At 69.7% G+C, this 24,795-nt stretch carries 19 protein-coding genes and 15 tRNA genes; 27 read left to right on the top strand and 7 right to left on the bottom strand.

All coding sequences use genetic code 11. From position 1 onward, the window contains the following. Positions 1-43 precede the first annotated feature (43 nt). Both ABTW72_RS02670 and ABTW72_RS02665 read left to right on the top strand, forming a co-directional pair. Positions 44-994, top strand: a complete 951-nt coding sequence (locus tag ABTW72_RS02670) for an N-acetylglucosamine kinase (RefSeq protein WP_350853310.1) — start codon at positions 44-46, stop codon at positions 992-994. Between the two features lie 208 nt (positions 995-1,202). Next, complete coding sequence (locus ABTW72_RS02665) at positions 1,203-1,547, top strand: DUF1801 domain-containing protein (RefSeq protein ID WP_112583326.1); 345 nt, start codon at positions 1,203-1,205, stop codon at positions 1,545-1,547. A 130-nt stretch (positions 1,548-1,677) separates the two neighbouring features. Here ABTW72_RS02665 and ABTW72_RS02660 read toward each other — a convergent pair whose 3' ends face one another. Next, positions 1,678-3,954 (bottom strand): glycoside hydrolase family 44 protein, encoded by a 2,277-nt coding sequence (locus ABTW72_RS02660; protein ID WP_350853307.1) that lies wholly within the window; start codon positions 3,952-3,954, stop codon positions 1,678-1,680. Between the two features lie 299 nt (positions 3,955-4,253). Between ABTW72_RS02660 and ABTW72_RS02655 the strand changes: the two genes are divergently transcribed. From ABTW72_RS02655 to ABTW72_RS02560, 20 genes are all read left to right on the top strand, one after another. Continuing rightward, positions 4,254-5,027, top strand: coding sequence for a hypothetical protein (locus tag ABTW72_RS02655; RefSeq protein WP_350853305.1), 774 nt, complete (start codon positions 4,254-4,256; stop codon positions 5,025-5,027). A gap of 268 nt (positions 5,028-5,295) precedes the next feature. Then, positions 5,296-6,525, top strand: a complete 1,230-nt coding sequence (locus ABTW72_RS02650) for a cytochrome P450 (RefSeq protein ID WP_350853302.1) — start codon at positions 5,296-5,298, stop codon at positions 6,523-6,525. Next, on the top strand, positions 6,522-6,749 hold the full coding sequence (locus ABTW72_RS02645) for a ferredoxin (RefSeq protein ID WP_091404755.1): 228 nt from the start codon (positions 6,522-6,524) through the stop codon (positions 6,747-6,749). Before ABTW72_RS02650 ends, ABTW72_RS02645 begins: the two co-directional genes overlap by 4 nt. Positions 6,750-7,089: 340 nt before the next feature. Continuing rightward, a tRNA-Trp gene (locus tag ABTW72_RS02640) sits at positions 7,090-7,162 on the top strand. A 109-nt stretch (positions 7,163-7,271) separates the two neighbouring features. Next, positions 7,272-7,347, top strand: a tRNA-Pro gene (locus tag ABTW72_RS02635). 70 nt (positions 7,348-7,417) lie between these two features. Then, a tRNA-Glu gene (locus ABTW72_RS02630) sits at positions 7,418-7,491 on the top strand. Between the two features lie 17 nt (positions 7,492-7,508). Next, positions 7,509-7,581 (top strand) — tRNA-Gly (locus ABTW72_RS02625). A gap of 3 nt (positions 7,582-7,584) precedes the next feature. Further along, positions 7,585-7,659, top strand: a tRNA-Met gene (locus tag ABTW72_RS02620). 108 nt (positions 7,660-7,767) lie between these two features. Further along, positions 7,768-7,843 (top strand) — tRNA-Asp (locus ABTW72_RS02615). A gap of 1 nt (position 7,844) precedes the next feature. Then, positions 7,845-7,934, top strand: a tRNA-Ser gene (locus ABTW72_RS02610). Between the two features lies 1 nt (position 7,935). Beyond that, positions 7,936-8,012 (top strand) — tRNA-Ile (locus ABTW72_RS02605). Between the two features lies 1 nt (position 8,013). Continuing rightward, positions 8,014-8,086, top strand: a tRNA-Arg gene (locus ABTW72_RS02600). Positions 8,087-8,180: 94 nt separating this feature from the next. Next, positions 8,181-8,254, top strand: a tRNA-Lys gene (locus ABTW72_RS02595). Positions 8,255-8,337: 83 nt separating this feature from the next. Next, a tRNA-Glu gene (locus ABTW72_RS02590) sits at positions 8,338-8,411 on the top strand. Between the two features lie 39 nt (positions 8,412-8,450). Then, positions 8,451-8,522 (top strand) — tRNA-His (locus tag ABTW72_RS02585). 5 nt (positions 8,523-8,527) lie between these two features. Then, positions 8,528-8,611 (top strand) — tRNA-Tyr (locus tag ABTW72_RS02580). 5 nt (positions 8,612-8,616) lie between these two features. Further along, positions 8,617-8,689: transfer RNA gene (locus tag ABTW72_RS02575), tRNA-Arg, on the top strand. 9 nt (positions 8,690-8,698) lie between these two features. Next, positions 8,699-8,769: transfer RNA gene (locus ABTW72_RS02570), tRNA-Cys, on the top strand. A 133-nt stretch (positions 8,770-8,902) separates the two neighbouring features. Further along, positions 8,903-9,742: a helix-turn-helix domain-containing protein gene (locus ABTW72_RS02565; RefSeq protein WP_350853299.1), complete on the top strand. Its 840-nt coding sequence runs from the start codon at positions 8,903-8,905 to the stop codon at positions 9,740-9,742. A 67-nt stretch (positions 9,743-9,809) separates the two neighbouring features. Next, positions 9,810-10,391, top strand: a complete 582-nt coding sequence (locus ABTW72_RS02560; protein WP_350853297.1) for a dihydrofolate reductase family protein — start codon at positions 9,810-9,812, stop codon at positions 10,389-10,391. 370 nt (positions 10,392-10,761) lie between these two features. Here the strand turns inward: ABTW72_RS02560 and ABTW72_RS02555 are convergent, their stop codons facing one another. After that, positions 10,762-12,867 (bottom strand): tetratricopeptide repeat protein, encoded by a 2,106-nt coding sequence (locus ABTW72_RS02555; RefSeq protein WP_350853294.1) that lies wholly within the window; start codon positions 12,865-12,867, stop codon positions 10,762-10,764. Positions 12,868-13,106: 239 nt separating this feature from the next. Between ABTW72_RS02555 and ABTW72_RS02550 the strand changes: the two genes are divergently transcribed. Beyond that, positions 13,107-16,475 (top strand): hypothetical protein, encoded by a 3,369-nt coding sequence (locus tag ABTW72_RS02550; protein ID WP_350853292.1) that lies wholly within the window; start codon positions 13,107-13,109, stop codon positions 16,473-16,475. Next, on the top strand, positions 16,472-17,431 hold the full coding sequence (locus ABTW72_RS02545; RefSeq protein WP_350853289.1) for a Het-E N-terminal domain-containing protein: 960 nt from the start codon (positions 16,472-16,474) through the stop codon (positions 17,429-17,431). The genes ABTW72_RS02550 and ABTW72_RS02545 overlap by 4 nt, the downstream gene beginning before the upstream one ends. A 320-nt stretch (positions 17,432-17,751) precedes the next feature. On the opposite strand, the gene ABTW72_RS02540 is transcribed toward ABTW72_RS02545, so the two are convergent. Beyond that, the gene (locus ABTW72_RS02540) at positions 17,752-18,234 is read right to left on the bottom strand and encodes a GNAT family N-acetyltransferase (RefSeq protein WP_350853286.1); all 483 of its coding nucleotides are present in this window, start codon (positions 18,232-18,234) and stop codon (positions 17,752-17,754) included. 240 nt (positions 18,235-18,474) lie between these two features. Here ABTW72_RS02540 and ABTW72_RS02535 point away from each other — a divergent pair, with 240 nt between their 5' ends. Further along, on the top strand, positions 18,475-19,491 hold the full coding sequence (locus tag ABTW72_RS02535) for a hypothetical protein (protein ID WP_350853283.1): 1,017 nt from the start codon (positions 18,475-18,477) through the stop codon (positions 19,489-19,491). Positions 19,492-19,542: 51 nt separating this feature from the next. On the opposite strand, the gene ABTW72_RS02530 is transcribed toward ABTW72_RS02535, so the two are convergent. The 4 genes from ABTW72_RS02530 to ABTW72_RS02515 all read right to left on the bottom strand — a co-directional run bounded on the left by ABTW72_RS02530 (position 19,543) and on the right by ABTW72_RS02515 (position 22,721). Continuing rightward, positions 19,543-19,911 (bottom strand): DUF7003 family protein, encoded by a 369-nt coding sequence (locus tag ABTW72_RS02530; RefSeq protein ID WP_502892151.1) that lies wholly within the window; start codon positions 19,909-19,911, stop codon positions 19,543-19,545. Between the two features lie 63 nt (positions 19,912-19,974). After that, positions 19,975-21,159, bottom strand: a complete 1,185-nt coding sequence (locus tag ABTW72_RS02525; RefSeq protein ID WP_350853278.1) for a serpin family protein — start codon at positions 21,157-21,159, stop codon at positions 19,975-19,977. Positions 21,160-21,341: 182 nt separating this feature from the next. After that, positions 21,342-22,001: an MSMEG_1061 family FMN-dependent PPOX-type flavoprotein gene (locus ABTW72_RS02520; protein WP_350853275.1), complete on the bottom strand. Its 660-nt coding sequence runs from the start codon at positions 21,999-22,001 to the stop codon at positions 21,342-21,344. Positions 22,002-22,097: 96 nt separating this feature from the next. Beyond that, positions 22,098-22,721 carry a DUF302 domain-containing protein gene (locus ABTW72_RS02515; RefSeq protein WP_350853272.1) on the bottom strand — a complete coding sequence of 208 codons (624 nt, stop codon included), beginning with the start codon at positions 22,719-22,721 and terminating at the stop codon, positions 22,098-22,100. A 164-nt stretch (positions 22,722-22,885) separates the two neighbouring features. Here ABTW72_RS02515 and ABTW72_RS02510 point away from each other — a divergent pair, with 164 nt between their 5' ends. Further along, a complete protein-coding gene (locus ABTW72_RS02510) occupies positions 22,886-24,133 on the top strand; it encodes an FAD-dependent oxidoreductase (protein ID WP_350853270.1) in 1,248 nt (415 codons plus the stop codon). A gap of 8 nt (positions 24,134-24,141) precedes the next feature. Then, positions 24,142-24,630 (top strand): MarR family winged helix-turn-helix transcriptional regulator, encoded by a 489-nt coding sequence (locus ABTW72_RS02505; RefSeq protein WP_350853267.1) that lies wholly within the window; start codon positions 24,142-24,144, stop codon positions 24,628-24,630. The last annotated feature ends 165 nt before the right edge of the window (positions 24,631-24,795 follow it).

Here is a 24,795-nt window from a genome sequence, read left to right as displayed (position 1 = left end):
CGACGTCTAGTCAATATAAAATTTCTATGCTTCGATTTCGTGCATGGTTCTGGTACTGGGTGTCGACGCCGGAGGCACGGCGTCCCGGGCGGTCGTGGCCACCCGGGACGGCACCGTGGTGGGGCGCGGCGCCGCGGGTCCGGGCAACCCGACGGCTGCGGGGACGGCAGCTGCTCGCTCGATCGGCGCGGCGGTGCGCGAAGCCCTGGGGGAGCACGACCCTGCATCCGTGCGCAGCGGCGTCGCAGGCATCGCCGGTGCGGGCGTCATCACGGATCCAGGGATCACGGGCGCCTTCACCGTCGAGTGGGCCCAATGCGGCCTGACCTGCCCCGTCGCCCTGGTCGGCGACGCGGTGACGGCCTTCGCGGCAGGCACGTCGGCGCCCTCGGGAGCCGTGCTCATCGCCGGCACCGGCGCGGTCGCCGCCCGGATCGACGACCGGCGCGTCAGCCGCACCGTCGACGGCCTCGGTTGGCTGCTGGGGGACGAAGGCTCGGGCATGTGGCTGGGCCTGCAGGCGGTACGTTCGATCGCCCGGGCCTGGTCAGGCGCCACAGTGGACGCCGGGCTGGCGGCCACGATCGCTGCGCAGGTCGGCGTGACCACCTGCGACGAACTCGTGCAGTGGGCCGGCCGCCAGCAACCCGCGGCATTCGCCGCGCTGGCACCCCTGGTGTGCGCCCACGCCACGGCCGGCGATGCCCTCGCCGAGCGGCTGACCACCGAGGCCGCTGCTCGACTGGTCGCCACGCTCGGCGAGTTGGGCCCACCGGACGGCCCCGTCGTGCTCGCCGGCAGCCTCCTGACCAACACCACGCCCGTACGAACGGCAGTCCTGGCCACCCTTGCCGGCCCGGCCGAGACCGCCGGGGACCCGGCGATCGGGGCCGCCTGGCTCGCACTACGTCAGATCACCGACCAGGAGGCGGCGGCGCGCCTGCACCACCGCATGCTGCGACCCGATCGTGAAGCGCCAGTGGTCAGACACTGAGCTGCCGAGAGTTGCCAGCGACCGTGTGGCGCGGAATTGCGCTTGATCGGCATCGGCACGACCAGCTGATCTTGGCGTGGAGTCAGGCCGGCGAGAAGGGTTGGTTGCGGCACAATGATCGCGATGGTTTCCACGAAGCGCCGCGGCGGCACTGCGCCCTCGTCCACCACACGCGCGATATTCACTGAACGCCATGAAGGGGATGACAGTGAACGACGACGTCACCGAGTACATCAACAAGACGCAGCCGTGGCAGATCGACGTATGCGAAAAACTGCGTGCCATGATCGACGAAACTGTTCCAGGTGTCGAGGAGCGGCTTCAGTACGGTAAGCCGCACTACTTGAAGAACGGCCATTACGCTGCCGTCATCGCGGTAGCCAAGTCCAAGGTCTCGTTCATGGTCTTCAACGCGACGGACATCCCCGAGGTCAAGGGATTCCTGCGGTCGATGGGAAACGGTGAACGCAAAACTGTCGACATCACGGAAGGGCAGGACGTCGACTATGGCCAACTCGCCAGTTTCCTGAGCAAGACCACGGCGGCCCTGTAGGCGCAGCCCGCCCGACGTGGCCACTGGCCTGGCCCGGACGGCCGCTCGAGAGTGAGGGGCCGGGGTGCCGCTGCGCCCCGGCCCCCTCCGGTCTGCTCCGCCGGTGTGGCACGGAGTGGGGTCTCTCAGGTCACCCGCAGCGTTGACCGTTGAGGTTGAAGGCGGTTGGCACCGGATTGGTGCCGCTCCACGTGCCGTTGAAGCCGGTGCTGGTGGACGCACTGGGGGCGAGTTTGCCGTTCCAACTCATGCTGTCCGCGGTGACGCTCGTTCCGTTCTGTTTCCAGGTGGCCGACCAGCCCTGGCCGACCTTCTGGCCGGTGGTGGGGAAGTCAAAGGCGAGCTTCCAGCCGTCGATCGCGGTGGTACCGGTGTTCTTGAGCGTCACGGTCGCGGTGAAGCCGCCCGGCCAACTGTTCGCCGTGTAGCTGACCGTGCAGCCGAGGGTCGGGGCGGTGGGCGCGGTCCGTACGGTCAGGCCGGGGGAGGCCGCCGAGACGTTGCCCGCCGCGTCGCGGGCGGTTACCACGAAGGTGTACGGGGTGTCCGGCGTCAGCCCGGCCACGGTGTACGTGGTGCCGGTGGCGTTGCCCACCTTCACGGTGCCGGTGGTGTCGACCCGGTGCACGTCGTAGCCGGTGACGGCGGTGTCGTCGGTGGACGGCGTCCAGGCCAGCGCGACACTGTCACCGGTGATCGTGCCGGCGGTCGGCCTGCCCGGGGCGGTCGGCGCCTGGGTGTCGCCGGGCGTGGTGTCGCGCGGCAGCACCAGGTGGGTGATCGAGTTGGCCGGGAAGGTGGTCGTGAGGCCGCCGGTGGTCACCGGCTGGTCGGCCTCCCGGACAACGCCGGCGAGGTCCGCCCCGCTGTAACGGTAGACCTCAGCGGTGCTGGCGGAGGCGCCGGTAAGGGCGATCGGGCTGGTCAGGTCGTCGCCGGTCTTGTTGATGACGATCAGGGTGAGCGCTTTGTCGGCGCTCCGCTCGGCGGCGTACACGGCCAGCCTGCCCTGGTCGGCGCTGGTCGCCTGGACGGAGGTTTCGCCGAACGCGCCGCCCTTGCCGTCGTAGTTGCGGTAGACGCGGAAGGCATTGGCCACCGGCTGGTCGGCCTCGGGTGCGGTCCAGAGGGTGGCCAGGTCGAGCCCTTCGCGGCCGAAGATGCCGAGTACGTCAGCCTGGGCGAGCGCGCCGTTGAGCGACCCGTGGCCGCCCCAGTTGTACTCGGTCATCGCGATCTTCGTGCCCGGGTAGTGCTGGTCGACCAGCTCGCGCAGGCGCGGGATGTACCGGACCGGACTGTTGATCCAGCTCTCGTCCACGTAGGTCGGGTCCCAGAGCTGGCGGGTCGAGCGCAGTCGCAGCGCCTGGGTGTCGGCGTCGCCGGCGGCCTCGCCCAATACGCCGGACTGCTGCGGGTAGAGGTGGACGTCGAAGTAGTCGAGGATGCGTGTGCCGTGCTGCTGCTCGTACTCGCGCATCCGGTCCAGGTACCACGGGCCGAGGTCCTGGCCGCCGTGCGCGGCCTTGTCCGGCGGGTTCGACCAGCAGCCGGTGCGCGAGCAGGTGTCCTGGTCGAGGCCCGAATAGAGGATCGAGTTCAGGCCCCAGCCGACGGGACCGAGCGTCTTCGCGCCGGGGTCGGCAGCCTTGATCGCCGCGGCGTACTCGTAGGTGCGGTCGCGTAGCTCGTCGTAGCCCAGCCCGGTCGGGCGGACGTCGCGGTGGGTGGAGTGCCACAGGTCCGGCTCGTTGTCCAGGTTGTAGAACTGGACCCCGCCGTCGGCGGCGGCGCCGAACTGTCCCTTGAGATGGTTGACGAAGTCGGTGGCGTACTCCGGACCGACGGCCACGCTGGTGTCCTGCGGATCGTTGCCGGTGACCGGTGACCCGTCCGGCTTGTTGCCGTTGCCGCAGTCCGGTGCCCAGGGGTCGGTGGACTGCTGGGGGCCGTACGTGGCGACGCTGAAGCCACACGCGCGCGACCGGTCCTTGGCGATCCAGCCGAGCATCGGCATTGTCATGACCGTGGCGGCGCCGGTGGCCTTGTTCTCCTGCACGAACCGGTCGGTCTCCGAGCCCTCCGGGAGGTCGGCCGGGCTCGGGTTGTCGTTGGGGATGTTCTCGAAGTACCAGTCCGACGCACGGTTGGTGGTGTCGGCACGGAAGTTGTAGCGGGTGGTGGCGTTGCCGCCGTAGCGGTGCACCGGCAGCCGCAGGTCGCGGGCGAGGGCCTGGTCGGCGAAGTTCATGCCGTAGACGTACGGGCTGATCTGGTGCCGGGCGGCGGTGATGTCCACGGCCAGCGCCGGGCCGGCCGCGGCCAGGGCGGGCTCCGGCAGGGCCAGACCGCCGAGGGCCGTGGCGAGCACGACCGGAAGTAGGGCTGTGGTGGGACGCACGAGCATTCCTTTCGCAGAGGAGCTCGACGATGGGAGCGCTTCCACAGCGTTACGCTTTCCTGGCTCCGAGTCAACGCCGGAAGGCAATTCCACTGCCGGCCGACCGAAGTCAACCTCATCACATACAATGACGTCGATCAATGTAATGGAGTTGATGCGGTGGTGCCGGAATAGCTCGGATCGCCGCAGCGTGGAGGGCAACCGCGCCGCAGCGGCGCGAGCGGGGGCGCCTCAGCGTCGCATGGCCGGAAAGTTCCTGCTGGCCCGGCCCCTGTGCTGCGAGCCAGCCGTCTCGGAGGATGACAATGCGCAGACTTCTCGCGGTGTTCAGCGCCGCCCTGATCCTCGGCGCCGCAGTCGGCAGCGTTCCAGCCGGCGCGTCCGGGGCGTCCCCGCCCTCATGCCCCCGCGGTCTGCTCTTCTGTGAGGACTTCGAGCGACTGCCTCCCGGCGGGCCCAGCACGTTGAACTGGGGCGTCGACACCCGCCACGGCACGCTCACCGTCGAACGTGCCCGCCGCGGCAACCAGGTGCTGCACATCCACACCATCGACAACGGACGCGCCTTCCTGCGCGTCGACGACTTCGCCGCGCCGGGCAACCGCTTCTACGGCCGGATGCGTCTGCGCGTCGACGCCTTCCCCACCGCCCCGGACTGGGCCCACTTCACGCTGGTGGAAGCGACCGGCACCGGCAGCGCGGAGGTCGTCCGTCCGATTGGTGGGCAGTACGCGCCCACGGTCCCCGGAACCTTCTGGGGGATCGGCGCCGACGGCGGTCCGACGGGCGACTGGACGAACTGGCGGGAGTCCGCCCCGGTCGTTGAGGACACCTGGCAGTGCTTCGAGTGGAAGATCGACGCGGCGGACAACCGCGTCGCGGTGTGGATCGACGGCGTGGCGAACCCGGAGCTGACGGCCTCCACGAGTGACCACGGTGGCAACGATGTTCCCTTCGTCCTGCCGACGGTCGACACGGTGAAGATCGGCTGGCAGCTTTACCAGGGAGGCACGACACCGGGCGAGTTTGACCTCTGGATTGACGACATCGCCCTTTCGAGCAAGCGGCTCGGCTGCTGATCTGAGGCCCGGGTGGCTCGGGAGCTCTCGACACACGTGGTCGTGATGTCAGTCCCGAGGGGTGCCCCTGCCGGGGTGCGGCTCTGCTGCCGCACCCCGGCGGCCCAGCCTCCATGGCGATCATCGACATCTCTCGCTACGATCCGACATCGAAGGATCACTGAGAGTTGATGTGTGCTGTCCGCAAGCCCTGGACGCTGGCAATCCGGCGCCGCCACGAACGTGGTGCCGGCCTGAGGATCACGCCGTCTCGACGAAGGGAATCCGGATGACGGAGAGCGCGCAGACCACCGAGAGCCGAAGCGTTCCGCCCGCGCGGCCGTACCCCTTCAGTGTGCCCGACCGCCTCGTCGTCGACCCGACCTACGGCGAGCTGCGCGAGAACGAGCCGATGACCCGGGTGAAGCTCCCCTACGGCGAGGAGGCGTGGTTGGCCACCCGGTACGAGGACGTCCGTACGGTCCTCGGCGACGTGCGGTTCGGCCGCGCCCCGGCCGTCCAGCGCGACGAGCCCCGGCTCACCCCGCGCCAGCAGTACAGCGGCATGCTGACCATGGACCCGCCCGATCACACCCGGCTGCGCCGGCTGGTGGCGAAGGCGTTCACGGCACGTCGGGTAGAGGCGCTGCGCCCCCGAACCCAGGAGATCGCCGACGTACTGGTCGACAACATGGTCCGCCTCGGTCCTCCGGCCGACCTGGTGGAGCACGTCGCCACGCCGCTGCCGATCCAGGTGATCTGCGAGCTGCTCGGCGTCCCGTACGCCGACCGCGACCGCTTCCACATCTGGTCCGAGGCGATCGTCTCGACCACCTCCCTGCCCATGGAGACGATCCAGGAGTACCTGAACAATCTCTGGGGCTACATCGGTGGTCTGGTCGCCGAACGCCGCCGCGAGCCCGGGATCGACGACCTGCTCGGCGCGTTGGTGCGGGCCCGCGACGAGAATCAGGATCGGCTCAGCGAGACCGAGCTGGTGGAGCTTGCCGGAGGGCTGCTCGCGGCCGGCCACGAGACCACGGTGACCCAGATCCCCAACTTCGTCTACGTCCTGCTGCACAATCCGGACCAGCTCGCTCGGCTACGGGCCGACCCGTCGCTGGTGCCGACCGCGGTCGAGGAACTGCTGCGGTACGTGCCGCTCGGCGTCGGCTCCTCCTTCGCCCGGTACGCCAAGGAGGACGTCGAGGTCGGCGGGGTGCTGGTCCGGGCCGGTGAACCGGTCCTCGGCTCACTGTCGTCGGCGAATCGGGACGGTACCGTCTTCGCCGACCCGGACCGGCTGGATCTCGAGCGCGAGCAGAACCCGCACCTGGGCTTTGGGCACGGCGTACACCACTGCGTCGGTGCGCAGTTGGCCCGCATGGAGTTGCAGGTCGCCGTCTCCACCCTCGTGACACGCCTGCCCGGATTGCGGCTCGCCGTACCGGAAGCCGAGCTGGAGTGGAAGCGGGGCATGTTGGTGCGGGGCCTGCTCGGCATGCCGGTGGCCTGGTGAGCACCGCCTGGCGGATCGGGGTGGACTCGAGCCGGTGCATCGGCACGAGCATCTGCGCCGGTACCGCGCCCGAGCACTTCCGCCTGGTCGACGGCCTGTCCGCACCGCTGGCCGACGTGGTCGCCCCGGCCGACGTCATCCTCGACGCCGCCGACTCGTGCCCGGTGGAGGCGATCACGGTCCACGACACCACCGACGACCGGCTGATCGCGCCTCAGGAGTGACCCGAATCGGCAGGGCAACATCGAGCGGGCGAAGGGGATGAACCTTCGCCAGCTGGGAATATCCATTGCCATCCGATTGGCGCAGCGCCTACCTTGAATGAGCAAGGCCGTCCCGACCAACCCAAGGAGCTCCCCGTGTCGCAGTACGCCTACGCCGAAACCACGCGGTTCATGCCGCGCGGCGGTGTCGTGCTGCCCTCGATTGGGCGAGCCCACGATCTGTGCGCGAGTGAGCAGAACTGGAAGCCGGGGTGGCGGCGCGGATAGCGCCAGCGCAAGCTGCGAAGCCGCCCACCCCGACCGGGATAGGGCGGCTTTCTCGTTACTGGAACAACTTCATAGGGGCGTAGCTCAACTGGTGGAGCACCGGTCTCCAAAACCGAAGGTTGCAGGTTCGAGTCCTGCCGCCCCTGCTTCTCGTCCCGGCCTCGGCCGGCGACGTCGCAGATTCTCAATTCCACAGTGGATGGCATGAGCAATACCCCGGCCGGCGCCTGCGTGGGCCGGTCGGGGGCACTACCTCCGGGACGAGGGAGACGGCTGACCCGCTCGCTTTGGGAGCGAGAGACACGGGGTTCGACACCCCGGTCCCGGACCATGGGGTCGAGTCGGGGGAGGGCATGCTGGCGGCGATCGTGGGCGCGTGACCGCGATCCCGCCGGCTCCATGGGCCGTTGGAGCAAGCTGGCAGCTCACCTGGTTCTCAGCCAGGAGGTTACGGGTTCGAGCCCCGTACGGCCTACGCAGGAAAAATGCCATGCGGTCGTGGTGAACTTGGCGGACACGTCGGTCTTCCAAACCGAAGAAGCGGGGTCGGTGCCCGCCGACCGCTCAAGCCGACGTAGCTCAACGGCAGAGCATCCGGCTCATGACCGGAAGGCCCCCGGATCAACACCGGGCGTCGGCACCACGCGCTCGTGGTGGAACCCAGGTGGACACACCGCTCAGACCCGTGTGCCGAGAGGCGTAGGGGTTCGACTCCGCTCGATTCCACTCACCGGCTGCAAGCCGGTCCCATGCTGGCGTAGCTCAGCGGCTTGAGCACCTCGTTGTCAGCGAGGCGGTCGCGGGTTCGAGTCCCGTCGTCAGCGCCATGGAGAGGTCGCCTAGTCCGGCCGATGGCACCGCGTTGCTAACGCGGAGCGGGTAACACCGCCGAGGGTTCGAATCCCTCCCTCTCCGCCACGTCGTCGTGGCCAAGCTGGTTAAGGCACTGCGCTGATAACGCAGAGATCGTGGGTTCAACTCCCTCCGACGACACCATGCCCCCGTGGCTCAGCGGACAGAGCACCAGATTACGGATCTGGGGGTCGCGCGTTCGAATCGCGCCGGGGGCACGCATCGGGATATGGCGCGGCTTGGCAGCGCGCCCACCTCGACGGCGGACAGGGTCGCAAGGCCTTCGGGTTCGACTGCCTCCCTCACTGTCATGCGCCGCTAGCTGAGTGGCTTGGCACCGGACTCTTAATCCGGGGACCGGAGTTCGATCCTCCGGCGGCGTACCAAATTGCCCCGCTAGCTGAACGGACAGACCACCGCTCTCGCGAAGCGGGCGTCGCTGGTTCGACACCAGCTCGGGGTACGCAGCCGCGCGTTCGGTTATGGGTAGGCCCCTAGCCTTTCAAGCTGGTGAAGCGGGTTCGAGTCCCGCACGCGCGACCATTCCGGCGTCGCCCAGTCGGTAGGGCAACTAGAAGCATGGTGCCTGTGGCGCAGCGGTAGCGCGCCCGGTTGTGGTCCGGGAGGTCGCCGGTTCGAATCCGGTCAGGCACCCTCATGGGAGTGCGCCACCGATGGTGAGGTGGGCCGGGCTGTAAACCCGGTGCGTTCGCGCTCAGGGAGTTCGAATCTCTCCACTCCCACGCATGCCCGCGTAGCTCAGGGGACAGAGCACCAGCTTCCGGAGCTGGGTGTCGGGGGTTCGATTCCCTCCGCGGGCGCTTCTGCCTGGTCGTGTGCCCGAGTGGTGAGGGAGCGGTCTGCAAAACCGCGTACGCCGGTTCGATCCCGGTCACGGCCTCGAATGCCATCCACTGCGGATAGCGAACTCGTCTCACCCCTGGCGGCGTGGTGACGTGTGCCGCACCGTCCCCCCGGGCTGACCCTCCGCGCCGCCGCGGTCCTGCTGGGGCCAGGTCGGCGATACTGTCGTCGTGGAGTACGTGTCCAGAGTGCCGCGACCGCCGCTGGACGGGCTGATCGACGACCTTTACTACCTGGAGGGTGAGCCGCCGTACGCCCGGCTGACGCTGCCGGCAAGTCCGGCGGCGTTCCTCATCGTCAACCTCGGAGCACCGTTTCGCATTCGTGCCGGCACCGACGTCGGGACGGCCGAGTACGCCGACGGCTGCGTGGTCACCACGCCCACCCGCGCGTTCGAGTTCGGCTACCCACCCCGGACCCGGTCCGTCGGCGTGCACTTCAAGCCGTGGGGGCCGGCACCGTTCCTGCCGATGCCCGCAGCGGAGCTGTGTGACCGGCCGGTGACGATCGAGCAGGTCTGGGGCCGACCCGCCGTTGCTGAGCTGCGAGACCGGCTGGCCACGGCCGAGGGACCTCACGAGATGCTGAGGCTGCTCGAGGAGGAGCTGATGCGACGGCTGGGCGACGCGGCCGGCCTGGGGCTGGTCTGCCACACGAGCCGCATCATCGCCGCGACCAGCGGAGCGGTGGCGATCGACGACCTGAGGGTTTCCGCCGGTGTCAGCAGCACTCACCTGGCACAGCGGTACAAGGAGCTCATCGGCGTCACGCCGAAGCGGCTGGCCCGCACCTACCGCTTCGCCGCCACCGTGCTCTCCATCAACCCCGCCGAACCGATCGACTGGGCCGACCTCGCCGGTGGCGCCGGCTACTTCGACCAGGCCCACTTCGGCCACGAGTTCCGGGCCTTCACCGGGCTCACACCGACCCGGTACGTCGAAGTCAGGCGGCGATTCCTGCGCGAACATCCCGGTCACGTGCTGGACGGCTGGCCGCTACCGACCGATTGATTCCTTACAAGAGCGACAGCCCGCGGAACTCTAACCTGAGGGCATCCCCAAGCAGAGGAGCGCGCCCGTGGGCAAAGTAGTCATGTACAGCTCGGTGTCGGTGGACGGCTTCATCGCGGACGAGAACGACCAGCCCGGACCGCTGTTCGACTGGTTGACCAGCGGTGACGTCCCGTTGGACTCCAGCGGCGCGTTGAAGGTGTCACAGACGTCCTACGATTACACCCGGCAGTACTGGGACCAGATCGGTGTGACGATCGTCGGCCGCCACGTCTTCGACATGACGGACGGCTGGGACGGGAAGCCTCCGAGCGGGATCGACCACGTGGTCGTCGTGACGCACCGGCCGAAGCCCGAGCGCTGGGACCCGGAGGCGCCGTTTCACTTCGTCGACGGCGTCAAGGCAGCCGTGGCCAAGGCGCAGGAGCTCGCGGGTGACCGCATCGTCGAGGTCGCCGCTGGCGACGTCGGCGGCCAGGTGCTCGCCGCGGGCCTGGTCGACGAGGTGCGCATGGACGTCGTACCCGTGGTGTTCGGGTCCGGCAAGCGCTACTTCGGGTCGGTCCACGCGCAGCACCTGCTGGAGGATCCCGACGTGGTGATTCAGGGCAACCGGGTGCTGCACCTGCGCTACCGGGTGCGCCGTTGACCGATCTGAGCGGGCTGGCGGGCCGCGCGATGGGGGAGAGTCGAAGTGACGCTCCCACCTTCCCCTGCCCCGACCTGACCACCCAACCCGCCTGGACGGCCTCGGCCTGGAGGTCGCGGGCTGGCTGATCGAGTCCGATGGTAGCTGTGCCGAGCATCCGTCAGCCGCGGGTCTGGGCGGCGAGGCTGATGAGCGTGAGGAGGACCGTCAAGGCGGTGTAGCAGACGACTGCAGGCACCTCGCCGAGAGCGCCGACGAGCTGCACCTCGATGACGATGGGTATTGCGGCAAGCGCCGCACCGCGCGGTTCGGCCCGCTTGGTGGTTGACCAAATGGCTACGACGGCCAGGTCGTCGAAGGGCGGTCGGCCTTACGGGCCGCCCAGCCCCAGGATTCGGGTGGAGACGCGACGGGCCTCCGCTGTGCGGAACTGCGCCTCGTAGAGCGTCAGCGCATGCTGCCAGGCGAAGCCCGCACGCTGGTCGTCGCCCGCGGCGGCGTGGGCGTCACCGAGATGTTCGACCATGGCGGCTTCGAGGTACGGGTTGGCCGCGCCGTTCGCGAGCGCGCGCGAGTAGTACTCGATTGCCTCGTCCGGCTGCCCTAGGAGGCGGGCGATGTGGCCCAGGTTGTCGAGGGTGACCGCGGAACCGGCCGGGTCTCTGTTCCGTTCGTGCAGGGCGAGCGCCTGCTGGGCGGTCGTTCGAGCCGCCTGATGATCGCCCAGTTCGGCGAGCTGGCGGGCCGCCCGGTTCAGTGCATGGGCCTCGCCGACCGGGTCGCCGCAGTCGCGGTAGAGGCGCAACGCCTCGCGGGCGTGGCGCAGGGCGGCATCGTGCTCGCCGACGAGTGACGACAGGCGCGCCATGTCGTGCCGGGTGTGCGCCACGGCGAGCGTGTCGTCACGGTCGTCGGCGGCCTGCAGGGCCAGGTTCAGGTGACGGCGCGCGTCATCGTAACGCTGTGCATGGGTGAGCGCCCGGCCGAGCTGCCGCTCCGCCAGGGAGATCGCATATCGGTCGGCCAGGGCGTGGGCGGCGGCGGCGCCCCGGCGTGAGGTGTCCACGTTGTCGCGCAGCAGCGCCCAGCGGTGTTGGTAGGTGTCGAGCAGGCGAGCCAGCAGCCAGACGTGGCGCCACCAGCCGAGCTGTTCGGCATGCCGGTGGATAGCGAGCAGTTGGTCGTACTCGGTGCTGAACCAGGCCAGGGCTGCGGACTCGTCGGTGAGCAGCTCCTTGCTGACCCTGGGTGCCGGATGGTCCAGCCTCACCGGTGTGCGGTAGGGGAACAGCAGCCGGTCTGCCTGGTAGGCGGTGCCCAAGTAGAAGTCGGTCAGTCGTCGCACGGCGGCCACTCCGTCCGCCGTCGGTTCGTCTGCCTCGGTGAGTTCCCCCGCGTGCCGCCGCAGCAGGGCGTGCATCAGATAGCGGCGCGGGGTGGGCTCCTCCAGCAGGTTCGCTCTCTCCAGTTCGTTCAGCAGCACCGTGGCCCGCCGCGGCTCAAGACCTAGCAGGCTCGCGGCGGCGTGCTGCCCGAGCGGGGCGACCGGCGCCGTGCCGACTAGCCGGAATGCTCGGGCCTGCGGCGAAGTGAGGCGGGAGGTCGACCAGGAGAAGACGGACTGTAGGCGCATGGATTCCGTGCCCGCGTCGAAGCCGCTCAGGTGCGCCTCTGCCGCACCGAGTTCGTCAATCATCTTGGACAGAGGGTGCCCGGGATGCCGGGACGCTCGGGCGGCGACAATCGACAGGGCCAGCGGCAGGCCGCCGCAGTGGTCGATCAGGACGTCGAGGGCGGCCGGTTCGACGGCAGCCGCTGACTCGTCGAGGTTCTCGGTGAGCAGCGCGGCCGATCCGGCCCGGTCCAGGACACCGAGCCGGATCCGGCGGACCCGCCCGGCGCCCAGGCCAGCTAGGTGGTGGCGGCTGGTCACGACGACCGCGGCGGGCGCTGCCGCAGGCAGCAACGGAACGACCTGTGCCGCGGAGGCGGCGTTGTCGAGGACGATGAGGATACGTCTGCCGGCGAGCAGGCTGCGGAACAGCGCCGATGCCGCACCGGTGTCGGTGGGGACCGCGCTGGCCGGAACGCCGAAGGCGGCCAGGAAGCCGCGGAGCACCGTGAGCGGCGGCGGGCCCGGCTCGCCCGTGCCGAACCCACCGAGGTCGGCGAACAGCTGCCCGTCCGGGAAACGGTCCAGGCGCCGATATGCCCACTCCAGTACGAGCGTCGTCTTCCCGATTCCCCCGGGACCGTCGACCGCCGCCAGGAAGAGATCACCTGCGCGGATGACATCGTCCAGTGCGGCGGCCTCGTCGTCCCGGCCAACCAGCAGCCACGGCCTGGCCGGCAGCTGACGAGGGAGCGGTAGCGGCTGCTCGGGCGACGCCTTGATGTGGACTCCGCCGCGTACGCTACCTGCCTGAACGACGATGTGGGCAGTACCGTCCATGAAGTTATCGGTGGACCCGGTCATCGGCAGCCCCCGATACGATGAGTTGTCGATACATTCTCCTCCAGCAACCCCGGTGGCGGAACCGGCCATCGCGGTCAGTGGTCATGTTCTGCGCGTGCAAAGGGGCCGACGTGGATGCGGAGAACGCGGGGAAGCTGATACGAGTGGCGGTCGCCGGAGTGACGGCCGGTATACCGGTGCTGGGAATGGCCGCGCCGCCCGCGCTAGTCAGGATCGAGCCGTCCGGCGCGGATGTACAGGTGCGGATCGACGCGACGGCGGGCGGCGGGCGGATGCTGGCCCGCTGTTTGCGCGACGGGGTGGCAGCGGAGATCGCCGCGCTGCTCGATCCTGGGCGGCCGGAGGACTGCACGGTGCTCGTGCTCCCTCGGGACTCGTCCGCCGGGCAGCACGAGTTGCTCGCTGCTCTGCGGACGCTGGCCCGCAGGGCCGCGGTCACTCCTGACAGTGACCGGTTCGCCGCCGAGGTGATCCGCGGCGATCGGCACACCCGTGCCCGTACGGTGCTCGCCGCGATGCACGGCGCCGGCGCGACGGCGGAACGCCGGCGGCAGGTGCACGCCCGCCTGCGCCGGTTGCGCGTGCCGCGGCCTGCCGATGTGGCCGGCCTGTTGACGGTCCGCATCGAAGACCCCGCCGTTCTCGCGTCCGCCGTGCAGCGCTCCGACCGGGTGCTGGCGAGCTGGCCCCGGACGGCGGACCTCGCGCGGCAGGCGTCGGCTGCGACGCCGGCCGTCCGGGGCAGGGTCGTCGCCGTCCCCGGGCGCGGTAACCCTGCCGAGGACCGCACCCGCCACGACGTGGTCGATAGGCTCGCGCAGCTGCTCGCCGACCGGACCGCAGCAATCCGGGTCGCGCTGGTGGCCGGCTCCGGGATGGGCAAGAGTTCCCTGGCGGTACGGATGTGTCGACACCTGGCGGACGGCTACACCGTCGTCGGCTGGCTATCCGCGACAAACTCCACCACTTGGCGTTCCTCGATCGCCCTGCTCACCGAACGCCTAGGCATCGACGGCGCCAATCCGGACGACCTCTGGGAGGCGCTCGGCGAACGACGGCCGGCTCTGATCGTGGTGGACGACGCCCCGGAGCCGACGGCGTTTGCGGCCGCGCTGCCCTCGATGCCGGGTGTCCACGTGCTCGTCACCTCGCCGTCGGTCCGCTGGCGCGCCGAAGCCGCCACGGTCGAACTGGAGCCGCTGTCCGAGTCGGACGGCATCGAGTTCCTGCTGGCCCGTACCGGCGCCGAAGACGAGCGGCTGGCCGCCGAGGTCACCCGCCGGCTCGGCGGCTTCCCGCTGGCGCTCGAGCAGGCGGCGGCCGCTGTCGTCGACGGGTTATCACTGCGCGGTTGGCTGGACCGTCACGTCGACGCGCCCGTCGCCGGGGCGGCCGCTCTCGAACAGGCCTGGCGGATCCGCCTGGCGGCTCTGCGCGTCAGTCATCCGGATGCGCTGGCGCTGCTAGGCATCCTGTCCTGCGCCCAGCCAGCCCCGGTCTCCGGTGAGCTGCTGTCCGGACTGGGCCGGGACTACGGCGACAACCCCGCCGTCGCAGTGTGCGCCGACACTGAACGTCGTGACGCCGCCGTCACCGAGCTGCGGGCCCAGTCATTGATCCGGACCGGCGCCGACGAGGAGACGTTTCTGGTCCATCCGCTGCTGGCCGGTGCGGTCCGCGACGAGGCCGGTCCGGACACCGCCCAGGTCGCACTGATGGTTGCCGCCGTCGCCGGGCGGCTGCTGGACGACGAGGACGTCAACGACGCCGATCTGTGGTCGCGCACCATGGCGTTGTCAGCGGTCGCCGTGGCGGCCTGTCACCTTGTCCTCGACGGATCCCGGCAACGCCCGGGCAGTGTCGCCACCGACCGGTTGCGTGGTCTGGCAAATCACGCGCTCTGGCTGCCCCGGGCATACCTGCACGAGCGTGGCGCCGCCCGCGGTGCCTACCGGGTCGCTCTACTGGCGCTGGCGATGCACGGCGACGAGGTCGCTGCGGCGGCCGTGCCCGGAGTGTCCGCCGAGGTGGTCGACGCATTCGACGACCTCGACCCGGCGATGGTGGTGCCTGCGGACCGGCTTGGCCACGTCGCGGGCGCCGATGCGAGGACATCGGCCGCGCGGTGGCTCAACGAGACCGACTCGCTGCTCACAGATGTGGATCTGGCCGAGGCCGAGGCGTACGCTCGCCGGGCTTTGACGCTCCTTCCCCGTCGAACCCGCGGAGCCGTCGACGCGGACGCCGTCCCCAGGTCGGCGATGATCCGGTTGGAGATCGGGGACAACCTCGGCTTCATCCTCCAACTGCGGGAGAGGTTCCCGGAGTCCGCGAAGGTGTACGACGCGGCGATCCGTCATCTGCTGTCCTTCCCCGGCGGCGGCGGCGAGAGCAAGTACGCCGAACTGCTCAACGACCGCGCGCTACTGCTGCTCGACACCGGCCGCTACGAGCAGGGCGTGGCGGAGTTCAGCGCCGCTGCGGACCTGGCACGGAAGAAGTCGCAGGGTGCCGGGGTGCTTAACAACATCGACAACAATTTGGCGCGTACCGAGCATCTGACCTGGCGGCTGCGGTCCGCACGGGACCGGCTGAACGGCGGGCTGCACTGGCTGCTGGACCGCTCGGCGGCGCAGAGCACTGACGTTGCGATCGCCCAGTGCAACCTCGGGCTGGTGACCTACGACCTCGGTGACACCGACGAGGGGTTCGCCCTGGTTCACGGTTCCTGGCAGACCCTGCGGGACCGGCTCGGACACGAGGACCGGGAGACCCTGATCCGGCGGCTGGCCCTGGCCGAGTTGCAGCTGGCCCGGGGTGACCGGCGGGCCGCCCACCAAGCCGTCCTCCTCGATCTGGCAGCTTGCCGGGCAGAGAACGGGCCCGAATCCGTCTGGGCCATCGTCCACCGGCTGCGGGCGGCGTGGCTCACCGGCCTCGCGGCACAGCCGCCGGAGACGATCCGAGAGCTGGCCGCGGCGGTGGAACGGCTCTTCGGCGCGGACACCGCCTATGCCGCGATGGCCCGGGACGCCCTCGCCGCCTGGCGCCTGGCCGAGCCGGACACCGTCGAGCCGGACGACATCGCATCCGCAGCGAAGGCCGTCCGTTACTCCGTCCGGTCTCTCGGCCCCGGTCACCCGCTGACGTTGTTGTCCAGCGCCCGCCTCGCATTGCTGCGTCGGGACGCCGCCCGCCGCCCACGCCCGCTGCGGACCGACGCCGGGCGTGTCCTGCTGACCATGCTGGACTCTGTGTCCCGGCCGGGGGGCGGTGGGTTTGCCGAGGATCTCCGGCAGCACGGTCAGCCACCGGTGGATTCGGCCCGGCCGGGCTGGGAGGCGGACCGTCTGCGGCACCTGCTCGCGGACGATGTCGTCGAACCCTCCGCTGGCGAGGAGATCTGCTGGCGGACGAACATCGGCCGCCTGGCGGCCCTGGCCGGGGCCGTCGACGCCGGTGTCCTACTCCGGGAGGCGGCGGACAGCAGCGCGGCGCTCTACGGGCCGGACCATCCGTGGACGCTGTCGCGGGCCGCGGCGGCGGCTGTCGCCGACGACGACCCGGAGGCCCTGCGCGCCGCCGTGACCACACCGATCTGGCGATGAGTACGATGCCGCACCGGGTCTTTATCGTGTGGGCGCACCGCGACCGGCGCTGGAGCGCCCAGAAACAGGCCCGCTACCGGGCGGCGGTGCTCGCCTTTGCCCGCACGCTCGACCGAGTCGAAGGCATCGAGGTGGAGATCGACCTCTTTCACAGCGAGGACCGGACGATCGACTTCACCCGCTGGGGACCGGACCGAGTGTCCTGGGCGGACACCGTCATCATGATCAGCAGTGCGCCCCTATGGGACCGCTGGTCGGGCCGCAACCCGGCGAACGAAGGCGCGGGGGCGGTTCGGGAGTGCGATGCGCTGCACGGCCTGTTCGACACAGACCAGGCCGTTTTCCAGCGCAAGGTGCTCATCGTCGTACTGCCCGGCGGCATGGACGCGCCGGTCCCGGCTGATCTGTCCCGCATCCAGCGCCGCACCGTGAACGATCCCCAGGCGACGCTCGTACTGCGCTGGCTGCTGAACAAACCCCGCTACCCGCGTGGGATCGGGAAGACGCCGGTAGACCTTCCCCCGTTCCCCGAGGCGCCCTTTCCCGGCATGCCGTCCCGCCGGGCGGATCACCTCGCCGCCGAGCGCGCCCGCCGCCAGCAGCCGCTACCCGTCTCCGACCGCCAACGGTCTCCGTCGGAATCAGCAGAGGCACCGGAGGTGTCGATAGAACCAATCACGGCCGGCTTGGTCGCGGCCACCGTGGTTCCGCTGGCGAGCGGCGCTGCCGACGAAGCCGGCAAACAGGCATGGGCGCGCCTGTTCGACTTCGTGCGAGATCGTTTCGGTTGCGAATCGGAGCCGGGTGCTGCCGTCCAGGCTCTCGCCGACCAGCCGCATAGCCCGACCGTCGGCGAGGTGCTCGGCCGGCTCCTCGAGGACGCCGCCGCCTCCGACGACCACACGGCGGCCTGGTTGCGCAGCTGGCTCGAACACGCCGGCCCTCTGGTCGGGTAGCAGGCCGAGACCGGCTCATCCGGCGTGGCTCCGTGTGCCGAATTGTTGAAGATCGGATTCGGCTCGTGGCCGTTCGGCCTGGGTTTGGGTAACCCAGCCGGTGACTAGTGTGGGATCTGCGCCGGTGTCGAGGGCGGCCCGGTGCTGGGCGAACTCTGTGTCACGGGCCCCGATCGTGGTCCGTGCTGCACGAACCCGCACCGCCAAGTCCGTGTCCAACCGATCAGGGTGGTACCGAGACACCGGTCGGTCACCAGCCCATCGTGCTGCTGTGACCGGGGCGGGGTACGTGACCGCAACCCGCCCCGGATCAGATCAGATCAGAGTTCCCGGTAGTAGACGGCGACCGGCAGCGGCGTGCAGCCCAGTGCTTCGTACAGGGCTCGGGCGGGCGCATGGAACCCGTCCCCGCCCGTGCCGATCGTGACGACCTCGGCGCCGAGGTCGCGCATCGCGGCGAACGCATGCTCGCACAGCACGGTGCCCGCGCCGAGCCGGCGGTGCCCTGCGGACACGGCGAGGATAGTGACGCTGGCATTTCGGCGCTCGGGCTCTACCGTCCAGGCCACGTAACCGGCGATGGCCCCGTTGATCTCGGCGACCGCGACGTACCGGTGCTCGGCGGGGTCGTGGAGCTCGGCGACCTGCTTGACGTAGTCGTCGCGCCACTTACCGTGCTGGTTCGCGAAGACGACCTCGCCCACGAGAGGGCGGAAGGAGTCTTCGTAGAACGGTCCGAACGTCTCGATGGTCAGTTCGGTGAGCCGGGCCAGGTCATGCTGAAGAAACGGGCGGATACGCATGTGAGTGTGCCTCTCGAGCTGAGATTCTGAAAGCCAACAAATCGGGCATCAGATGGTCAGCCAGCGGCCGGAACGGCGGCGAGCCGACCCTCAGTGGCGAGTACGCCAAGCGGCGAAGCAACTCATGACAGGAATCCTACGGGGCGTTGCAACCGCATTCGTGGCACGCGCGAGGCCGCCAACCAGCGACGGGGAGACCGGGGTGGCCAGGGAAACCGTCATGTGATCTGATCCCTGCCGATGACCACACCGGATACGACGCCATCGATGCCGACGCCGCCGATGACGGTTGACTGGAGTCGGCTCGGGCACGCGTACGGCCCCGCGATCGACACCCCCGGGCATCTGGCCGCGCTGGAGTTCGGTGACGCCGAGGCCCGAAAGGCCGCGCTGGACCACCTCGACATGGCGGTGCTGCATCAGGGTTTTCCGGAGACAGCCACCGCGCCGACAGTTAGGGCCGTTACCGCGCTGCTCGCCGAGGGGCGAGCCCACCCTGACACCGTCGAATCGCTCTTGGCGTTCCTCGGCGACGCGGCTTCGAGCGTGACCGACCTATCTGATGACCACTACTTCGCGGAAATACTGCCGGACCTCGCTGATGCCGTCGCCCAGGCGTACCCGGTGGTGCTTCCGCTGCTCGTGGCGTCCCCGCCGGACCGCGCGCCGTTCCGCGCGGAGAATCTTGTGGCGATCGCCCGGATGCGGTCCCTGGCGGATCGGCGGGAGGAACTCACGACGCTCATCATGGAGTGGTCGGAACGAGCCGCCAGGACACAGGCGGAGTGGCTGCGCTGCCTCGGCCAGCTCGGCGTTGACCTCCGTGACCGGTTCATCGACCCGGACCCGGCGGTCCGGCTCCGGGCCGCTCTGGCTCACGAGGACGACGCGCGCGGCCGGGAGCTGATCCTGGCCGCCCTGGCTGAGCCACCACCTCTGGAAGTGCATCAGTTCGCGCTCGTCGCCGCGGCGCTCCGCGTCGCCGCTGACTTCGACGAGATCGCCACGGCTGCTTGCCAGGTGGCCAGTCGGGACAGTTGGGCCGGTTTCGACGACGGCTGGGGCGCGTTGGTACGGTTCGCGTTCCCCGAGCCATACGGGACGAGTCGGCCCCTCACTGAACCGCAGCGCGCGCTGGTTCGGGCTCTGGTGACCAACGACGAACTCTGGGACCCGACGAACGGGAGTTGCGGCCTCGTCTTCAAGCAGGCCGGACTACCTCGCAGCCGGAGTGCGTGCCGCCGCCTCGCCGGGTGAGCACCCTTCGAGATCAGAGATCCGGATCTGCCGCTGTCGCGATCGGCCAGGCTACAGGTTCCCGGACTCCGGCCAGTTGGACCAGTGCGTGTTGGGCCGCATGTCTGGCGCGTATCGTCCCACGTCTCCTGTCGTCAGCACGTCGGCGAGCTGGCGGAAGGTCTCGGACTGACTGGGAAGCGTGTCCTGGAGAAGGTATGGATGGTGCCACTGATCCAGGCGAATGATCTCTGGCATGTCGGCCGGGATGCGCCGTCGTAGCTCGACTTCGTCGGCCAGCAGCAGCTCCCGGTGGTCCGGGACGAGCCGGCGAAGCACGTCGACCAGTTCCTCGCCCCGCTCGGCGGCAACCGTGATCCGCCGCCCTCGTACCACGATTGACCCTCCGTCATAGGTCTCCGGCTGGTCGACGTCCTCGATCTCTCACCGCAGGTGGGATGCGGGCGAGGACCGCAGGGGCGCGACCCGTCTCGTCCCGTCCGGTCAGGCTGGGCCGTTGACCAGCGGGTCGTGGACGCGGCCGAGGAACAGCGGTACGCCGGTGAGCCGGTCGTGGATGACGTACAGGAATGGCCGGTTGACGAAGAACTGCGGCCCTTGCGGGATCGACGGCGGCCGGACGATGACGGCCGACGCGGCTGCCGCCTCGGTGCCCTTCTCGTCCACCCCGATGAACGTCTCGTGCACCACGTCGTCGATACACAGGGCCGGTTCGGTGCTCATGCCGGTGAAATCGGCCTGTGACGTGAACGCCGTGGGCATGCCGAGGCTGCCCAGCGCGGCACCCAGCTCTGCCGGCAGGCGGAACGTCCACCGGGGCAGGCGCAGTTCGACGTCGGTGATCCGGAACCCGGTCAGCAACGCGCCCAGCCAGGTCGCATCGAGGCTCGCCTCGACCGCGGCGAGATCGTCCCGGGTCGGCACAACGATGGCCATGGCAAGCCCGTCGCCCGCGTACGGCACGTCGACTGCGCGCCACCCGTCCCCCTCGAGGTAGCCCATCCTGTCGAACGGCCCGCGCATGATCGGGACGTCGACAACGGTCCCGTCGTCCCTTGTGAACGGTCCCATCGCCGTGGCCGTCGCGGTGAACGGGTACTTCCAGGCCGCCTTGAGGTAGATCGTGTTGGTGAGTATCAGGCTGGTGGTGGGGCTCACGGCGTTGGACTGCAACAGCTCCGGAATCTTCGCGTTGGTCCGGTCGGACACCCAGGTGTTGATCTCCTGGCGGGCCACCTCCGGCGCGCCGCGGAAGTCGACCGGTCGCGGCGCGGCACCGTAATAGCCGGTCAGCGTGTCCTGGAATCCAGGTCGCAGGACCAGGTCGAGTCGTGTCCACAGCGCGTTGGCCGTGGTCAGCCGAGGCTGCTTGACTCCGTCACCGTCCTGGTAGCGCCCAGCGAGCGTCTGCTCGATGGTGTTGAGCCCGCTGTCGAACGTGCGGGGGCGCGGATGTGGCGCGTGGAGCACCGTGTCCATCTCGTCCGCCGTGGTCGAGCCGGCGCCCGCCCTGGTCATCGCGAGCGCGAGCCCGACCGAGTACGGCGCGCACACCACATTGCCGGATGCCCGGGTCGCCGCCAGCGTGCGGTAGAGGTCTGCCGTGAAGCCATGAACGGCGGTAGCGGCGGCCTGCATCGTGGCCGGGTCGGGTGGTACGCGGTCCACAGCCGTCGAGGTGGACGGGGGACCGTGCCAACGGGAATCACCTGGGGCGGCGGTAAGGGCAGCGGCGGCAAGCGGGACCGCCCGCAAGACGGATCGACGCGAGACCATGTCCCGAGATTAGAGCAGTCCCACGAAAACCCACCAGGCGCAAACCAAAATTCATCGAAACTCGGCAATGTCAGTTACTCGTATCGGTACTTCAGCGAGTCTGCCTCGGCCTTCTCGATGTCAGCGATCGTCAGCTCGGGCATTCGTAGCTGGGCCAGCGTCACCTCGGCCGAGGTCGGCTGGGCGTCCGCCGGCAGCCACTGCTCGGGCTTCCAAGCCCCGCTGCGCAACAGCGCCTTGGGGCAGTGCGGGTAGACCTCATCGATCCCCAGCACCAGTGCACTGGCCGGTGGCTTGCCCACGGCGGTCAGCTGCGACAGCAGTTCGGGGCGAGTGGAGACGCAGGCCCGGCCGTTCACCCTGAGCGTCGTGGCGCGCCCCGGGATGATGAACAGCAGCCCGGCTCGCCCGGTGGCGACGACGTTCTGCAGGGTGTCCAGGCGCTTGTTGCCGGTGGCATCCGGTATTGCCACCGTCCGTGCGTCCAGGACGGCGACGAAGCCGGCAGGGCCGCCGCGCGGGGAGACGTCGTAGTTGCCCTGGGCGTCCACCGTGGCGACCAGGACCAACGACGAGCAGCCGATCAACCGCTGGGTCTGTTCGGTGAGCTCGGTCATCTGCTTTCGCACGGCCGCGTCACTGGGGAGTTCGTAGGCCCGGCGCAGCGCCTCCTGGTCGGGCACGGCGTCGAGGCGCAGCGAGTCGAAGGCACTGGCGGCAAGGACTGGCGTCATGCATCGACGTTAATCGACCAACCTGACCGGTTCAGCCCTCGTTGCGGCTGACCGAGGTCGCCTCGGGTGCCGTGTATCGGCCTGGTCGGGCCGTGCTCAGCGGCCGTCGATCGCTGAAGCGATCTTGGCTGGGGCTTTCAGGGGTGCGAGCTGGTCCTCGCCCAGTCCGTAGCGCTGGGCGAGGTACGCGGGGTCCTGCCAGGTGATCAGCGAGCCGGGCTGGCCGTCGTCGCGCACCATGACCCGCATCGGCAGGTCGATCGCGATCTCGGGGCGGGCCTGCATGAGCGGGGTGCCCGCCTGCGGGTTCCCAAAGATGATCACCTGGGTGTCGGGCATGCTCAGCCCTGCCTTGCCAGCGGCCGCCGCATGGTCGACCACCGCCACCACCACAGCGCCTAGGCGTTGCGCCTCAGCCCTCAGCGCAGAGATCGTCTCTCCGACGTCGCGCGCGCTGCGCCTGGTCACCAATCCGTCGTTCACGATCGACCCCCGCTCACCGCGTCCTGGGCGAATACATCTCATCCTCCCCGCAAGCGAGACCGGTCCGGGAAGGTTCGCCGTAAAACGACACCCGACAGCCAGCCCGCCAAGGTCATCCCAGGAGACGGCGGCGCGATCAGCCTTCGCGACGCTCGAATGGAACGTCGGCATCCTTCCAGTGCTCGTATGCCTTTGGAGGCGTGAGAACCGCGCCTGCCGAAACTGTTCCTTGGTCATGCCCTTGCTCCAGGCCTCGTTGGCGTCGATCGCCAGCTGGCGACGGACGGGATCGGACTCTGGGACCGCGTGGAACTAGAGGTGGCCGGCTGAGCGGCTTGGCGGAGCGCGGCGTGGCATGCCGCTGGCCTTGCCCAAATCATCTTAGTCATTAAGATAACCCTGTGAGCATATCGACGGACTTCTCGGTGGCGATCGCTGGTGCCGGCCTCTCCGGCCTCTGCCTCGCCCAGTACCTGATGCGCGCCGGCATCGACGTACACGTCTACGAGCGGGACCAGGGCCCCTTCGTCCGGCGGCAGGGCTACCGGATCATTCTCGACCGGTACGGCCTGGAGGCGCTGCGCGACAGCTTGCCCCGCTCGCTGTACAACCTGGCACTGACCACTGGAGACGAGCCCGGCGGGCAGCTGCGCTTCACCGACAGCAGGCTGCGGGACGCATTCACCATCACCTTCAAGGACGAGCCGCAGGCGACCCGCCAGGTCGACCGGCTGACCCTGCGGTCGATCCTGCAGTCCGGACTGAACGGGCGTATCCACTACGGCAAGGACGCCGTCGCGGTGGACAGCGACGACCCGGCACGGCCGCGGCTGCGGTTCTCCGACGGCGCGACCGCCGCGGCAACCGTCGTCGTGGGCGCGGACGGCGTCGGCTCGGCGCTGCGCGCGCAGATCATGCCGGACGCCGACCCGGCGAACACCCCGATGGCGGGCATCTACGGCCGGTCGCCCCTGCGGCGCAACGGCGAGAGCGTCATTCCTGACGCCCTGCGTACCAGCGGGGTCCTGGCCATCGCCGACCGGCCGGGCCGCGCCTTCTTCTTCACCTCCATGCGGTTCGGCGAGAGCCCGCCGGAGGCGTTCGCGCGCCTGGCCCCGGGCAGCTATGCGCCCACCGGCGACGACTACGTCATGTGGGGACTGCTGCTCCGGCAGGAGGAGGTGCCCATGGGCATCCGGGGCGACCTGCTGGCGCTGTGGAGACTGGCCTCCGGGATGAGCATGGACTTCCACCCGGTCGTCCGGCGGCTGGTCGGCACGGCCGAGCTGGACGCCACGGTGCTCAACCTCTTCGCCACCGGCCAGCGCCCGCGCCGGTGGGCGGTGCCCCGGGCGACGATGATGGGCGACGCCGTGCACGTGATGCCGCCGTTCGGCGCGCACGGCGGCAACACCGCGCTGCGTGACGCCGCCCTGCTCGGCCACAAGCTGGTCGAGGCCCGGGCCGGCGGCACGCCGGTGGAGGCGGCGATCGCCGGCTACCAGGACGAGATGGTGCCCTACGCCTTCCGTGCCGTCGACACCGCCGCCAGGCTGATGCGCCGACTCACCGGGGGAGCGGCCGCACCCCACTGGGTGCTGACCCGCGTGCTACCTCGGCTGCACCGGGTCACCGTGCCGGAGGGATGATTGCGGGCATGTCCCACGAGCCGGCCCGTGCGTCCGCGATCGACGACCTCATGCGCGCCGGACGGGAGACGTCGCGGCTGTCCATGGTGTTCCGGTACGCCATCGCGGAGCGGCTGGGCCTCACCGTGAGCGACCTGGAGTGCCTGGACTACCTGGCGGACGTCGGATCCGCCACCGCGGGGCAGGTCGCCGAGCGGACCAACCTCACCACCGGGGCGGTGACCAGCATGCTCCGCCGGCTCCAGCAGGCGGGCTACGTGACGGCCGAACGCGATCCGGCGGACCGGCGGCGGGTGATCGTCGCCCTGCGGCCGGAGCGGATCGCCGAGTTGGAGCGACCGTACGAGCGGTTCGCCGAGCGGGCGGGGCGGCTCATCGAGGGCTACAGCGTCGAGGAGGTCACGCTGCTGGTCCGACACTACGACCGCATGCAGGCGATGTACCTCGCCGAGTTGGACCGCCTCCGCAGCGGCGACACCGCGCAGCGGTCAGCCTGAGGCAAGCGTCGGCTGATACGCCGTCGGCGACGGCTGGATGCGTCCGAACCGCGTCGGCAACCCGCGAGGTGGCCCTCCGGTGACGGAAAGCGGTGAAACGTCGGCATTGGCGCCTGGTGAACCACGGGTATCCCGGGCGGGGGTCCTGCGTCGATCATTGCCCGA

The organism is Micromonospora sp. NPDC127501 (assembly GCF_040302185.1).
In the GTDB taxonomy this organism is placed as follows: domain Bacteria; phylum Actinomycetota; class Actinomycetes; order Mycobacteriales; family Micromonosporaceae; genus Micromonospora.
The sequence above is the reverse complement of the archived record's forward strand: the minus strand, read 5'-3'. Positions and strand labels throughout refer to the sequence as shown.

Excerpts from the sequence above, each read along its gene's own strand:
- ABTW72_RS02660 (WP_350853307.1), bottom strand. The coding sequence starts at position 3,954 with ATGCTCGTGCGTCCCACCACAGCCCTACTTCCGGTCGTGCTCGCCACG.
- ABTW72_RS02535 (WP_350853283.1), top strand. The coding sequence starts at position 18,475 with ATGACCACACCGGATACGACGCCATCGATGCCGACGCCGCCGATGACG.
- ABTW72_RS02670 (WP_350853310.1), top strand. The coding sequence starts at position 44 with ATGGTTCTGGTACTGGGTGTCGACGCCGGAGGCACGGCGTCCCGGGCG.
- ABTW72_RS02540 (WP_350853286.1), bottom strand. The coding sequence starts at position 18,234 with ATGCGTATCCGCCCGTTTCTTCAGCATGACCTGGCCCGGCTCACCGAA.
- ABTW72_RS02520 (WP_350853275.1), bottom strand. The coding sequence starts at position 22,001 with ATGACGCCAGTCCTTGCCGCCAGTGCCTTCGACTCGCTGCGCCTCGAC.
- ABTW72_RS02505 (WP_350853267.1), top strand. The coding sequence starts at position 24,142 with ATGTCCCACGAGCCGGCCCGTGCGTCCGCGATCGACGACCTCATGCGC.
- ABTW72_RS02515 (WP_350853272.1), bottom strand. The coding sequence starts at position 22,721 with ATGACCAAGGAACAGTTTCGGCAGGCGCGGTTCTCACGCCTCCAAAGG.
- ABTW72_RS02545 (WP_350853289.1), top strand. The coding sequence starts at position 16,472 with ATGAGTACGATGCCGCACCGGGTCTTTATCGTGTGGGCGCACCGCGAC.
- ABTW72_RS02555 (WP_350853294.1), bottom strand. The coding sequence starts at position 12,867 with ATGACCGGGTCCACCGATAACTTCATGGACGGTACTGCCCACATCGTC.
- ABTW72_RS02650 (WP_350853302.1), top strand. The coding sequence starts at position 5,296 with ATGACGGAGAGCGCGCAGACCACCGAGAGCCGAAGCGTTCCGCCCGCG.
- ABTW72_RS02655 (WP_350853305.1), top strand. The coding sequence starts at position 4,254 with ATGCGCAGACTTCTCGCGGTGTTCAGCGCCGCCCTGATCCTCGGCGCC.